Raw genomic sequence first — 14,604 nt, 5'->3', positions numbered from 1 at the left:
CTCACTAAAGATACAGCCGCCTTTGTCACAATGACAGAGGCGGCTGTTCTTTTGTCAACTGCCCGTCAGCAGTCGTTGCTGGAAGGCAGTAATGTCATCTCTCAGGCCATCGTCTTGCAGGAGGATGGAGCCAGGTTTGAGATACGTTTTCTTGTTTACCTCCAGCATCAGTGAGTGATAGCCGAAGTCGCAATCGGGAGTCTCCGAGTTGCTGTATGGGTAGTTTACGCCCACCTTGTACCCCCTGTCCATAAAATGGTTGACAGCCATATCTATAACTTCATGAGATGGCTTCGACCAGTCTTCGTTGTAGCCGATACAGATTTCTACATCGCTCAAGTCATCAGGGAATGAATGACAATCGAGAAGCAGCGCGCCTTCTTGCAGCGCATGGCTGAGGCGCTCTTGATGCCAGTGCCACAGATTCAGGAGATGCCGTTCCTGGTCAGAGGGAATGTTGCGCCTATAATCTTCAAACTCTTTGTAGACGATACCTTGCCCGATGCTTTCCATGGGGTCGTTCCAGAGTCTCTCGGCGTCAACGATGAATCGGGAGTAGGGAAAGCGCACATTCCTAATGCGGCTATCCTGCAATCCGTGGAAGAGATAGTCCGTATGCCAGTCGGTCCACTTGATTACTACATTGTTCAGGAAATCGGCATCGAGATTCCAGAAACTCTTTTCCGCGTCATACAGACCCTCCATAGAGGCGTGCGGCTCATTCAGTACAATGTGTTCGTACATCTTTGTCAGTTTTAATTGTTCTACAATTCGCATCCAAACTGGACCACCGTGGCTGACAGCTCGGTTGGCGTACCCAAAGGGTAACTCTGCAGATGCTATATCTGTTGCAAAGATACAAATTAATATCCATTGCACAGCAAATAAATCGAAGAATTTGTTGAAACTGCTTGCTTTCGTATCGTGAGCAATCCATTGACCAGCCGCCCGCAGGCATTTCGCACCTGCATCGTCTACCCATAAACTCATTATCGTAGAACGCATATTTCTGAGGCATACACATACCTGCTCCTGATGCGTCTATTTCTGATAATCAAACCATGAATTATGCGAATACATATCTGCAACCATTGTTTCAGCCTTTTAATCGGCTATTTCGTGTCGCCATTTGTGCCCAGAATGGCCCGTTCTGATGAAATTTGTCATGCGCGCGTCAATTTCTTTGCCGATTTCAGCCGCAATATAGAAAATATCGCTATCTTTGTCGTCGGCGTTTGCCGACCGTAGGCTGCTGACAGTAAGCATATATGCCTTACGGTGGTTTCCGCCGACATCATAATCGTCTACCACCTATATTTACATCGACTAAACAGGAATTGATACATGAAGACTATTACCGTTTTTCTTGCCTCGAGCAATGAGTTGAATTACGACCGCAATAGTTTCCAGGCTTTGATAGCCAAACTTGACGACATATACGAGCCACGGGGTATCCGCATCAAATGCCGCAGATGGGAGGACTTCCCCGCTTATTGCACAGGTGAAAGGACGCAGGATGTCTACAATAAGACCGTACGCTCCTGCGATATGTGCATCTGTATGTTCCATAAAGAGGCTGGACAGTATACCGTCGAGGAGTTTGAACAGGCTCTGGATGAATACCGAACCAATCACAGTCATCCCAAGACCTTCGTTTATATACGTGCTCTTGTAGAAGGTGAGGTCGAAACCGACGAACTCAAGGCGTTCAAGGACGAACTCTTCAAGAGCATTGGCCATTATTGGTGCAACTATGCCTGTGATGACAGCATGAATCTCCATTTTGTCATGCAGCTTGAGCGTCTCATACCTGACATGGGGCTGTCTGCAGGCGACAGCAGCCAGTTGAAGGTGGAAGAGGGCAATGTCACGCTGCAGGGCATCAAGATAGCCGATTATACCAATCTGCCTTTTGCGGCAGCCAATCCCGAGTACTGCAATCTGAAGGAGAAATATGCCCAGCTCGACAAGGACATCACCCAACTGCGCGCATTGGGAATAGACGACACCCACGATCTGCTCAGAGAAAAGATCATAGACCGACAGAAATGTCATGAGCAAATCATCAATATGGAGAAGCAGTTGCTTGACATGGCCTGCCTGGTAAACAAGTCAATCAGCAGCAATAGCCCCATGAGCGAACGCAAGCGTCTTGCCATCGAGATGTTTGAGCAGGGCAACATCAAGGGTGTCATCAATGTCCTCAACGAGGAAGACATGGTTTCTGAAGCCAAGCAGGCAGAACTGGAGATAGCCCGAGGCCGTCAACTGGTGCAGAGCGGCAATGATCTGATAGAAAAAGGTATACAGACCATCCAAGCGCAGGTCGAAGAATACATCCTGCGAGCCAAAGCCTTGATGCTGGACTTAGACAATGCCGATAGATTCTCACTCGCCTGCAATGCCTACGAACGGGCGATAGAACTGACGCGTAAACATTTGCCCAAGGCAGAGCTTGCTGGCCAGTTGAATGATTATTACTGTTTTTTGTCTGCTAATAACCAATTCTCCAAGTGCGAAGCATATATCGAAGAGAGTGTGTCTATCAGGGCAGAGTTGTGTCGCGACCACCCCGAGATGTATGAGTCAGACTTGGCTCGTTCGTATAACAACTTGGCTAATCTATATTACAAGACCCAACGGTTCCAAGAAAGCGAAGAGATCTACTTAGCGGTATTGGTGATACGCGAACGTCTGGCAAAGGAAAATCCACAGGAGTATGCATCAAACTTAGCACAATCATATAACAACTTGGCAGTTCTATATGGCGCCACCCAACGGTTTCAGGAAAGCGAAGCGATGTACAAGTCGGCATTGGCTATACGTGAACGTTTGGCAAAGGAAAATCCTCAGGCATACGAGCCGGCCTTGGCAGGTTCATATAACAACTTGGCTGTTTTATATTGCGATACTCAGCGTTACGATGAAAGCGAAGCGAAGTACAAGTCGGCAATAGACATACGTGAACGCTTGGCAAAGGTAAATCCTCAGGCATACGAGCCAGATTTGGCTATATCATATAACAACTTGGCAAGCCTATATCTCGATACTCAACGCATCAAGGAAAGCGAAGCGGTATACAGGTCGGCATTGGCGATACGTGAACGTTTGGCAAAGGTAAATCCACAAGCATACGAGCCAGCCTTGGCTCGTTCGTATGCCAGCTTGGCAAGTCTATATAGAGATACTCAACGGTTCCAGGAAAGCGAAGCGATGTACAAGTCGGCATTGGCTATACGTGAACGCTTGGCAAAGGCAAGTCCGCAGGCATACGAGCCGGACTTGGCTCGTTCATATAATAACTTGGGTAGTCTATATAGCGATACCCAGCGATTCCAGGAAAGCGAGGCGATGTACAAGTCGGCATTGGCGATACGTGAACGTTTGGCAAAAGCCAATCCGCCGGCATACGAGCCGGACTTGGCAGCTTCATATAACAACTTGGCCATTCTATATAGCAATACCCAGCGGTTCGAGGAAAGTGAAGCTATGCACAAAGCGGCAATAGCTATACGTGAACGCTTGGCAAAGGCAAGTCCGCAGGCATACGAGCCGGCCTTGGCTGATTCATATAACAACCTGGCACTTTTATATAGCGATACGCAGCGGTTCCAGGAAAGCGAATCTATGCACAAGTCGGCATTGACGATATATGAACGCTTGGCGAAGGCAAATCCTCAGGCATACGAGCCGGACTTGGCTGATTCGTATAACAATATGGCCGTTCTATATTACAATACCCAGCGTTACGATGAAAGCGAAGCAGTGTACAAGTCGGCATTGGCTATACGTGAACGCTTGGCAAAGGAAAATCCTCAGGCATACGAGCCGGACTTGGCTGATTCGTATAACAATATGGCCGTTCTATATTACAATACCCAGCGTTACGATGAAAGCGAAGCGGTGTACAAGTCGGCATTGGCTATACGTGAACGCTTGGCAAAGGAAAATCCTCAGGCATACGAGCCGGACTTGGCTGATTCGTATAACAATATGGCCGTTCTATATTACAATACCCAACGTTACGATGAAAGCGAAGCGATGTACAAGTCGGCAATAGCTATACGTGAACGCTTGGCAAAGGCAAATCCACATACATACGAGCCGGACTTGGCGAATTCGTATAACAACCTGGCCGTTCTGTATTACAAGACCCAACGGTTTCATAAAAGCGAAGCGATGTACAGGTCAGCAATAGCGATATATGAACGCTTGGCAAAGGCAAAACCGCAGACATACGAGCCGGACTTGGCTGATATATATCATAACCTGGCTGCTCTAAATAAACAGCTCCAGTGTTTCCTTGTAAGCGAAGCAATGTACAGGTCAGCAATAGCGATACGTAAACGTCTGGCAAAGGCAAATCCACAGGTATATGAGCCGGACTTGGCGGATTCATATTACGACCTGGCTGCTCTATATAAAAAGGCCAAGTTTTACGATGAAAGTGAAACGATGTACAAGTCGGCATTGGCGATACGTGAACGCTTGGCAAAGGTAAATCCTCAGGTATACGAGTCGGACTTGGCAGATACATATCACAACATGGCTGTTCTGTATTACTATATCCGGCGTTATCATGAAAGCGAAACGATGTACAAGTCGGCATTGGCGATATATGAACGTTTGGCAAAGGTAAATCCACAAGCATACGAGCCGGCCTTGGCTGAGTCATATTACAACTTGGCCATTCTATATCGCGATACCCAGCGTTACGATGAAAGCGAAGCGATGTACAAGTCGGCAATCGCCATACGGGAACACTTGGCAGAGGATGATCTGCAGGTATATGGGCCGGCCTTGGCTCGTTCATATAACAACTTGGCTATTCTGTACAATGAAACCCAACGGCTCGCGGAAAGCGAAGAGATGTATAACGCTGCAGCGGCGATACGTGAACGCTTGGGTATAGAATAGCCACGCGGCATCACAACTTTGGAAGTAAGTGTCTGCAAACCATTAAGTGGCTATTATCCGTTTTGCGTCACGCTGTATAGGGTGGCGCAAATGGTATATATCCTGCGGCAGTCACCAAGTATGGCCAAAGACAAAGCCCGAAGTCTGGTCTTGCCGGTCTTCGGGCTGTTTGTATCTTCGCGTTGTAGTTTACTGACGGCAACGATACTGCCGCTCTCTGCTCAATCAGTGAGTCGGGGCACCTCACTCCAACTCGTAGAACTTCACCCAGTCTATCTCCATCTCTACGGGCAGCTGCTTGGGGTCGGCCTTGCCTACCCACGAGCCCTCTATCTGCATGTCTATGAGCAGGTAATAGGGCGTACCGAATGGGAACTGGCCCTTGTCGGTGGTCTCTATCCTGGGGTAGACCAGCGATGTCTTGCCATTGATAGACAGGATGATGGAGTCGGGCAGTATCTCCACCGCATAGGTGTTGAAGCCGTCGCGGTCTATGGGCAGCGTCGAGCCGTGGGGCGGATTCTGGTCTTTCTTGAGCACGTGGGTGTAGTATGTGTGTATGGTCTGATAGGCGATGGTGTCGTGGTTGAGATGCTCCATGATGTCTATCTCTCCGCCTTCGGGCCATTTTATCTCAGCATCGGGCAGCATCCATATTGCGGGCCAGGCTCCCTGTGCGCTGCCAAACTTTGCGCGTACTTCTACCTTGCCGTGCCTGATGGTACGCTTGTGCTTGGTGTAGAGTCCGCCAGTGACATAGCGGGCTGTGTCGGCGTCGCGATGGGTGTTGACGGCGCCACGCAGCACCAGTCTGCCGTCGTGCACGGCGTAGAGCGAGTCGGCGTCCGACATGTGGCGTTTCCAGTCGGCATTGCCACGTGGAATCTTCGACCACGAGAGGTTGTCATAGGTGATACCGTCAAAATGGTCTTGCCATACGAGCCGGTACTTGTGTGGCGTTGATGCGAGTGCGGCAGTGCATAACAGCAGTGCGGCGATGGTTGTAGTAATCTTCATAATAGGTTTTGTTTAGACAGCTACAAAGGTATAACATTTAATTCTTCTACCGCCTTTTGCCGCCATTTATCTGTTCCCCGATGGCCCACAACAATGAAAGGGCCTGGAGCTCCACGCCTGGAGTCAAGCCCTTTCTAACCTAATTAACGCTTATTTATAAAAGAATGTGTCTTGTTACATTTCCTCCCCGCCCGAATACTGTTCTGAGGGATTCATGCCGTCCATACCCTGCTGGCGCTGCGGCTTCTTCTTGGTGTTGCCGAAGTTGTAGGTCACCGTGAGGTTGACCTTGCGACCGCCCCACTTGTTGATCTGATGGCGGGTGAACGACTCGCTCGATGTGAATGTCTCCCACTTGCGTGTGTTGAACACATCGCGACAGTTGAGCGACACGGTAAACTTGCGGTTCATGAAGTTCTTGCGCACTCCGAAGTCTACATTGTAGTTGCCCTTGCGGTAACCCTGGGTGATGACCTGGCGCGAACGATAGCGTCCGCCGAGCTGTACCGAGATGTCGTAGGGCAGGATGAGGCTTGCCTGCATACGCGCGTTCCATGTGAAGCTGGAATTGCCCTCGCCGGTGATGGTCTGGTCGTCTATCACGTAGCTGAATCCGTTGAGCTTGTAGTAGTAGGCGTTGATGTTGGTGGTGAGGTCCAGTATGCGGAACAACTTATTCTTCAGCGTCGCCTCGATACCCTCGCTCTGGCTCTTAGCCACGTTCTTGGTGGTCTGGTACATGATGCCAGTGGCGGCGTCGTGCCAGTTGACGCGCTGCATCACATCGGTCGTCGGTCGGTAGTAGGCGCTTACCAGCAGCGAGTGCTCGGTCCAGGTGCGCAGATAGTTGAACGAGAACGAGTTGGAGAACTCAGGCGTAAGCTCGGGGTTACCGAACGAGATGGAGGTGGCGTCGCGCGTGTCGCGGAACGAGTTGAGCTGTCCGCCCCAAGGACGGCGCAAACGACGCGTGTAGTTGAGCTGCAGCTGGTCGTTGTCTGTCAGCTGATAGCTCATGAAGATACTGGGGAAGAGCTGGAAGTAGTCCTTGTCAAAGGCCTTGTCGCGCTTCGACGGGTCGCGCTCCTGCTCCCAGGTATAGCTCTCCGTGTTCACGTGCCAGTATTCGCCGCGCAGACCACCCATCACGCCCAGCTTGCCAAGCTGGTATTGGGCGGTGAGGTATACGGCGTGCAGGTCCATGTCGTAGATGAAGCGGTTGTAGAAGGCGCGGTCTTCGCTGGCGTTGAGTCCGTTCCAGCTCTGGTCGGCCCACGACTCCTGCGGCGTGTTCTCTTCAGAGAAGTTGCCCTCATATCCCGCCTGTATCTTGGCGTGCTCGCTGATGGGGTTCTCATAGTCGAGCTTCACCGTCCAGCGGCGGTTGTTGATGTGCATGGGGCGATACTGGTAGTTATACACGGTAGGCATATCGCCTGTGATATAGTCGGTAGAGTCCTGATACACATTGTCATCATCGCTCTTCCACTTGCTCAGTCCCACCACAAAGTCCAGATAGTGCTTGTCGGTGAAGTTGTGGCGGTAGTTGAACTCTCCGTAGAGCATATCCATATTGCCTATGCCCGATGTGCGTCGGGTCATGATGCGGTCGGGGGTACTGCTGCCTGTAGTGCCATACTGGTAGGGCGTGAGCGACCAGTTCTTGTGGCGTCCGTCCATAATCATACCACTCAGAGAGATGTCGTCTTTCTTGGTGGCGTGCCACGTGATGCCAGCCCGCGAGAAGATGCCGTTGCCCATGCGGTCGTTGTCGGCGGCATAGCGCTGATACTGCGAGGTCTGGGGGAAATACTGCTCGCTCTGGCTGTGTCCGCGGTTCTTGCGGTGGCGGTAGCCCACGTTGAGATAAGCGTCCAGCTTGCCGCTGTTCATATTGATGTTGAAGCTCGTCGTAGCGCCGCCGCGGGTGTCGGCACCCGCCTCTACCGAACCGTAGTAGCCTGCCTTGCGGTCTTTCTTCAGCACGATGTTGATGATACCCGCCGAACCTTCAGCCGAGAATTTGGCCGAGGGGTTGTCGATGATTTCTATGCGCTCGATGCTCTCTGCGGGCAACTGCTGCAATATCTGCGCGCGGTTGTCGCTGGTCAGACCGCTGGCCTTGCCGTTTATCCACACCTCTACGCTCTCATTGCCGCGCAGCGAGATATTGCCGTCGTTGTCTACTTCGACCGAGGGGATGTTGTCCAGCACGTCTGAGGCAGCCTGGCCCGAATTGGATACCAGCTGGCTCACGTCAAACGACTTGCGGTCTACCTCCAGTTTCATCGTGGCGCGCTGCCCCGTCACCTTTACTTCCTTGAGCATGTGGGCGTCTTCAGCCATGTAGAGCACGGCATACGACACGGTGGGCGCGGCAGCCGTGATGGCAAATGTGCGCCTTATCGACTTGTAGCCCAGGTATGACAGCTGTGCCACGTACTTGCCTTCCTTCAGGTTGCGCACGGCAAACTTGCCGTCGGCGTCGGATATGGCGCTGCCTATGATTTTGGTAGTGTCGCTCTGGGCTACCACCAGAATGTTGACAAATTCGAGTGGGGTGCTGTGGGCCTTGTCCAGTATGCGGCCCTTCATCACTCCCTGCGCCATGATGGTCATCGTGGCGAGGGCGAACAATAATAATATGTATAGTCGTTTCATACAATCTATTTGATGCATTTGGCGTACCAATGGTTTAACGCGCCAAAAGAAAAATCGATATTTTTTCTTATATTTTGATTAATATGCTTACCTTTGCAGTTGCGTTGGTCCCGTAGTTAAATGGATAGAACGGAGGTTTCCTAAACCTTTGATCCGAGTTCGATTCTCGGCGGGACTACTACACATGAAAGAGGATGAACCTTCATGATGGAGGGGTCCATCCTCTTCTTGTTTTATCCCTTCCGGGCTGTGGGGCTACAGCTCGCGCGAACCCTTGAGGTGCTCTTCGGGCCAGAGATGCTTGGCATAGGTGTAGCCCTTGAGCTCATAGATGGCGCGCAGACACTCCACACGCTTCACAAAGCTCTTGAAGTTCTTCTGTGCGGGCTGCATCCACTGCACCTCGCTCAGCGCACCCATTCTGGGCAGCACCTGATACTCAGCCAGAGACTCGGACACGATGTACTCGCTCCACAGGTTGGCCTGCACGCCCAGGATATGCTTGCCGGCTTCTGCCGGAGTGACTTCGGGGATGGGCTCAAAGCTGTAGGTCTTCTCTATAGGCAGGTCGCCGCCGATGAGCAGAGGCTCGTTGTGGTTGTTGGCGGTCTGGTAGTAGTCGAAGTAGGCGTGGCTGTTGGGCGTCATGATGACGTCGTGACCCAGAGCGGCTGCTTGGGCGCCGGGCTCGGCTCCGCGCCATGACATGATGGTGGCCGACTGGTCTACGTTGCACTCCAACAACTCGTCCCAACCGATGATCTTGCGGCCTTTAGCAGCCAGATACTTCTGCACTTCGGTGGCGAAGTATCCCTGCAGACGGTCTTCCTTGCTCTGCTTGTTGCCAGCCACGATACCCTTGTCGCTTATCATCTGCTGGCACTTGGGGCATTTCTCCCAACGCATCTTGGGAGCCTCGTCGCCGCCGATGTGTATGTACTCGGAGGGGAAGAGGTCGCACACCTCGTCGAGCACGTCCTTGATAAACTGATAGGTCTTGGGATTGCCGCCACAGAGGATGTCGCGGTACACGCCCCAGTAGTGGCCCACCTCATAGGGACCGCCGGTGCAGCCCAGTTCGGGATAGGCGGCAAGTGCTGCCAGCATGTGGCCGGGCATGTCTATCTCGGGGATGATGGTGATATAGCGGTCGGCAGCATACTTCACGATGTCGCGCACCTGCTCCTGGGTGTAGAAGCCGCCGTAGCGCACGTGGTCGTCTACATCGGAGTTGCGGCCCACGGTGGTACCGCTGCGCCATGCGCCCACCTCGGTCAGACGCGGATACTTCTTGATTTCGATGTTCCATCCCTGGTCTTCGGTCAGATGCCAGTGGAAGCGGTTCATGTTGTGCAGCGCCAGCATGTCGATATACTGCTTGACAAAGTCGGCAGAGAAGAAGTGGCGCGAGCAGTCGAGGTGCATGCCGCGATAGGCGAAGCGGGGTGCGTCGTTGATGACCACGGCGGGCAGTGTCACCTCTTCGGCCTGGGCCAGCACGGGCAGACTCTTGCGCAGGGTCTGTATGCCGTAGAAGACGCCCTGGGCTGTGGCGCCGCTGATGGTGATGCCACGGGCAGATACCTCGATGTGGTAGCCTTCGGCCTCCTTCATCTTGGCGTCGGTGCGCAGCACGATGTTGCCGCGCTGGTTTTTCTTGTCGGCCACGGCGGTGGTGAGTTTCATTCCTGTCTTCTCAGCGATATACTCTGCCAGGAATGTGGCGTTGCGCGCCATGTCGGCGTCGCCCAGATACACTATACGGGTCTCGCCGTTCAGCCTGTACGCGCCGCCCTTGGTTGCGGCAATCTCTCTTGGCAGCGGTACTACCCTATAGTCGGCATTGGCGGCTGCGGCAGTGAGGCCCAGCGCCAAGGCCAGTGTCATCATTACTTTTCTCATTATACTGTAGTTTGGTTATTTTACGATTTTGTCTTCCATCTTCCAGTCCATGATACGGCTTATCTGCGGTATCAGCTTCATGGCTATCTTGCGATGGCCCTGGTAGTTGGGGTGGCCGTCGGCGCCATAGTCGCGTCCGTCGCGCAGCACCTCGAGCATGGGTTCGGCAAAGTAGACCTGCTTGTCGTCATAGCAGCGCTCGCGCAGGATGGGGAAGCAAGCCTGCAGATATTTGCGGGCAGAGTGGGGCATGATGCAGAGTATGGGCACGTTGCCGTAGTGGCTGCGCAGACTCTTGATCATCTTGACATAGTTGCCCACATACTGGTCGGGAGTGGGAGTGACCTCGCGCGAGAAGTCGTTGGTGCCGAGATTGATGAGCACGATGTCGGGGCGGTATGCCTTGAAGTCATATTCCACCGTCTTGTCGTTGTCATACACCTTGGTGTGGCGGTCCAGCATGCTGTAGTCAGAGCGCTGCTTCTTGTCGCCGTAGTTGCGCACCATGCCCTGTCCCGAGTGTGCCTGGATGGCATAGTCGGTGTCGAAGTAGCGGGCTATGAGGCAGCCGTAGGCGTGGTCCACGTTCTCGGTCTCTATCTTGAAGTGCTCGTTCTGCGTGGGCGAGTCAGAGCCGTAACCGCAGGTGTAGCTGTCGCCGAAGATTTCTATCATGCGGCTCTTGCGCTCCACGGCCTTGAGCCGCGCACCTTTGGCACCGTAGAAACCGTGGATGGTGGTGATGCCGTTGCCCTCGCAGGCACGCTGCAGACGCAGACGGTGGGTACCCTTGCCCAACTTCTCTGCCAGCACGATGCGCTGGTGGCTCAGACTGTCGGCAAATATCTTCTGGGTCCACTCTCCGTCGATGAATACGTTGAAGTAGCAGGGACGGGTGCTGCTCATGTCTACGGCGATGGTGCCGCCGGTGAAGTCGGTCTGCGCATATACGCCTATCCAGTCGAAGCTGACGCTGCCGTCAGCATGGGCGAGGGTGCGTCCGGTATAGGTCACGCCCTGGGTGATGAGTCGGGTGTAGTCTGTCTTCTGCGCCATGGCCTGGAGCATCAGCACCAGCAGGCACAATAATAGTCCATGTCTTTTCATGTGGTTTCTTGCTTTATGTTGTGATTGATTACTGTATGCTCAGGAGCGAGAGTGCCATCACGATGTAGCGCCCCAGCCGCTCGTTGAGCATCTGCAGGGCGTGCTTGATGTGATACTTCACCGTGTTGACCGATATGCCCAGTTCGAGGGCTATCTCGGCATGCTTCTTGCCGGCAAAGCGGCTCAGCTCAAACACCGTGCGACATTCCAGAGGCAGGGCGGCTATGGCTTCGTCCAGCTTCTCTGCCAGCTCCTTGTCCAGCAGCTGGCCCAGCGGCTGTTCGCCGTTGCCCGTCACCATGGTTTTGTCTGAAGAAGGGGGGATGGCCTCGGTGGCGATTTCGTATTTCTCGCGGTTCTTGCGCAGATGGTCGAGACAACTGTTGCGCACGCAGCGGATAAGATAACTGCGCAGCGACACTTCGACCTCTATGCGCTCGTGGTTTTCCCAGAGATGGAACATCACGTCGCCCACCACCGACTCGGCGAGATAGTCGTCGCGCAGATAGCGGCTGGCAAAGTGGCAAAGCACCTGATAGTGGGTATCATAGAGATACTTGAAAGCCTTTGTATCTCCTTTGCGCAAACCGTTTACTACCAATTTCTCCGAATAGTCCATCGTGTATACAAAATAACCGCCGAAGCAGCATGCAAATATACAACAATAATTTTGTATATCAGCCACTGTCGGCGGTTATTTTATGTTGGGTGCTATAGTTTTTACTCTACGACAACCTCGTCGATAAAGAACCATGCCGGGTAGCCCACTCCGTAGTGCCAGGGAGGACATACGCCGATGGTCTCAATCTTGACGCGCACATAGCGGGCGGTTACGGGCTGGGCGGCGGCCACGGTGCCGGGGATAAACTTGACCTGTATGTCTTTGTCTTCGGCAAAGTCGATGCGGCCCATGTCGGTAAAGGTCTTGTTGTCCATCGAGTACGAGTAGCTGATGCTCTTGGGCAGCAATACCCATGCGCCCAGCTGCTGCAGGAAGTCGGTGGTGACGGTGCTGAAGGTCTTGGCCTCGCCCATGTCGAGCACGAAGTCGGCGTCGCGGCCTTCCCATCCTACCCAGCTTTCCACAAAGGTAGTGCCGCCATAGAGTCCGTCGGTCAGGGCCTTGTCGGCGATGGGCTGGTAGGCCTTGTCGGGAGCGCTGTGCCATATCACCTTGGCGCCGGAAGCCTTGTTGGTGTCTGGGTGGGGCAGGAAACGCTTCTTGTAGAGGTCGCAGTAGTCGTCGTAGCGGTTGTTGCGCTCGTTGAGGCTGGTGATGCCGTACTTGGCACACTGCTCACGGAATATCTCGAGCTTGCGGCTGGTGGCTTCGGCGTCCTGACCGTTCTTGGTGCGGGTTATCTCCAGCTCGCTGTAGCGCAGAGGCAGACGAGCGGTCTGGACACGGGCAAGTAGGGTGCTGTCGCCGGCCACGGCAGCCTCGGCCTGGTCGAAAATCTCGGCATAGACCTTCATCAGACGGTCGTTGAGCATGCCGTTCTTGTGGGATATGGGTGAGTCATATATCCACAGCGGTGTCGACGATGACAGCAACGCTCCGGTGAGCATCATCTGGTACTTATATATATAAGGTGCAGCTGCGCCATAGTATCCCTTCATGAATGTGCGCATCAGCGAGTCGGCGTTCTGATAGGGGTCCCACATGAGTTTGGCTATCATGTAGGCACGCATCTCGCCGAAGTCGGTACCGCGCTGGCGCCCGCCGTTGATTTGCTCGAATATCATGGTAGCGTGGTGCTCCTTGAAGAGCTGTATGTTCTTCTGGATGATGTGGAAGTTGGGGAAAGGAGCCACCATGTTGTCAAAGTTGATGCCGTAGTCCCATACGAAGATGTTGTTGCTGATTTTGCTCCAGCCCTCGAGCGCCCGCATGAAGTCGCGGCCCGACTCGTTGTCGGTCAGAGGCACCTCGCGCTTGCAGTCTATGTCGCAGAGCATGATGTTGACGTTGGGCAGCGGTTTTACATGCTTGGGTGGGTGCATGCTGTACAGGTAGGCGAGGGTAGAGAACTGCTTGTCGGGGAAGCGCTTGGCGAGCTTGTTGACAAAGCGGATAAGATTGCCCGAGGGGGCACCCTCGTACTCCTCTATCTTGGCGCAGGCCTCGCAGTGGCATTGGGTGTTGTTGCCGTCGTTCTGGCTTACGCTAATCATCTTCATGCCGGGGTTGGCCTTGAAGATAGAGTCTATCTTCTGCACCGCCAGCTCGTAGACCTCAGGATTGGAGAGACACCACTGGCTGTGGCTTCCAGGGCGGCGCTTGCCGTTGATGAACGAATAGTATTCGGGGTGCTTCTCGCCGTAGACCGACGAGGGGAGGATGCGGTTGAAGGTATGCACCCACAGATTGCCTGCAAACTCGTCCTGACTGTTCTCCAGGCGGAACCAGCGCTCAAAGTCGGGGTCCTGGCAGCCGTAGCTGTGGGTCTGGCGGAAACGGAAGGCGGGCTTGTCGCTCATCTCGATTTCGGGCAACTCGATGTTGGCTGAAGGGGTGAGCGTGTAGGCCTTGTAGGCATAGTAGCTTACGCCCATATAGCGCTCCAGCAGAGTTACCACGCCATAGACGGCACCCTTGCCGCCACCGGTCTTGATGTGCAGCGCGCCGTTTTTGCAGACGAGCTCAAAGCCGTCCTCGGCGGGAGTGGCTGCGGCTTCGCCTATCACGATGGCGCCACCTTTGGCCTTGGCGGGAGCTATCTCCAGCTGTGCTCCTGAAATCTTGTTGACAAACCGCGCCAGCATGTCGGCTGCTTCGCGGTTAACACTGTTGTCTTCGGCCAGCACGATATACGCCTTGGCCTTACCCTTGCTCACCATGGTCATCTGTGCAAAGGCTGCCGACGTCATCATTACCAGTGCCGCCAGCAGACCCAGTCTGCGATACATTTTCATTGTCTGTTGTTTAGATTGTTAATAGCTATACCTTTGTATTGGTTTACAAAGGTACTCATTTTGAGTGGCACAGGCAATTTTTTC

8 protein-coding genes, 1 tRNA gene and 1 riboswitch are annotated in these 14,604 nt (G+C 53.4%); of the genes, 2 read left to right on the top strand and 7 right to left on the bottom strand.

Annotated elements, in window-relative coordinates; translation table 11 throughout:
* Positions 1-54 precede the first annotated feature (54 nt).
* Positions 55-744: an N-formylglutamate amidohydrolase gene (locus CIK87_RS11265; protein ID WP_158216247.1), complete on the bottom strand. Its 690-nt coding sequence runs from the start codon at positions 742-744 to the stop codon at positions 55-57.
* Positions 744-845: riboswitch (SAM-I-IV-variant riboswitch) on the bottom strand. (Overlaps the previous gene by 1 nt.)
* Positions 846-1,344: 499 nt before the next feature.
* Between CIK87_RS11265 and CIK87_RS11255 the strand changes: the two genes are divergently transcribed.
* On the top strand, positions 1,345-4,917 hold the full coding sequence (locus CIK87_RS11255; protein ID WP_094387247.1) for a tetratricopeptide repeat protein: 3,573 nt from the start codon (positions 1,345-1,347) through the stop codon (positions 4,915-4,917).
* 243 nt (positions 4,918-5,160) lie between these two features.
* On the opposite strand, the gene CIK87_RS11250 is transcribed toward CIK87_RS11255, so the two are convergent.
* Both CIK87_RS11250 and CIK87_RS11245 read right to left on the bottom strand, forming a co-directional pair.
* Positions 5,161-5,934, bottom strand: coding sequence for a glycoside hydrolase family 16 protein (locus CIK87_RS11250; protein WP_094387246.1), 774 nt, complete (start codon positions 5,932-5,934; stop codon positions 5,161-5,163).
* Between the two features lie 174 nt (positions 5,935-6,108).
* On the bottom strand, positions 6,109-8,595 hold the full coding sequence (locus CIK87_RS11245; RefSeq protein WP_094387245.1) for a TonB-dependent receptor domain-containing protein: 2,487 nt from the start codon (positions 8,593-8,595) through the stop codon (positions 6,109-6,111).
* Positions 8,596-8,701: 106 nt separating this feature from the next.
* On the opposite strand from CIK87_RS11245, the gene CIK87_RS11240 reads away from it, so the two are divergent.
* Positions 8,702-8,773: transfer RNA gene (locus CIK87_RS11240), tRNA-Arg, on the top strand.
* Positions 8,774-8,850: 77 nt separating this feature from the next.
* On the opposite strand, the gene CIK87_RS11235 is transcribed toward CIK87_RS11240, so the two are convergent.
* The 4 genes from CIK87_RS11235 to CIK87_RS11220 form a co-directional block, all read right to left on the bottom strand.
* The gene (locus tag CIK87_RS11235; RefSeq protein ID WP_094387244.1) at positions 8,851-10,497 is read right to left on the bottom strand and encodes a beta-N-acetylhexosaminidase; all 1,647 of its coding nucleotides are present in this window, start codon (positions 10,495-10,497) and stop codon (positions 8,851-8,853) included.
* Between the two features lie 15 nt (positions 10,498-10,512).
* Positions 10,513-11,604: an SGNH/GDSL hydrolase family protein gene (locus CIK87_RS11230; RefSeq protein ID WP_022310358.1), complete on the bottom strand. Its 1,092-nt coding sequence runs from the start codon at positions 11,602-11,604 to the stop codon at positions 10,513-10,515.
* Between the two features lie 28 nt (positions 11,605-11,632).
* Positions 11,633-12,223: an RNA polymerase sigma-70 factor gene (locus CIK87_RS11225; RefSeq protein ID WP_094387243.1), complete on the bottom strand. Its 591-nt coding sequence runs from the start codon at positions 12,221-12,223 to the stop codon at positions 11,633-11,635.
* A gap of 101 nt (positions 12,224-12,324) precedes the next feature.
* The gene (locus CIK87_RS11220; protein ID WP_094387242.1) at positions 12,325-14,520 is read right to left on the bottom strand and encodes a DUF4838 domain-containing protein; all 2,196 of its coding nucleotides are present in this window, start codon (positions 14,518-14,520) and stop codon (positions 12,325-12,327) included.
* Between the last annotated feature and the right edge of the window lie 84 nt (positions 14,521-14,604).

Source organism: Prevotella sp. P5-64, from assembly GCF_002251285.1.
Lineage (GTDB): Bacteria > Bacteroidota > Bacteroidia > Bacteroidales > Bacteroidaceae > Prevotella.
The sequence above is the reverse complement of the archived record's forward strand: the minus strand, read 5'-3'. Positions and strand labels throughout refer to the sequence as shown.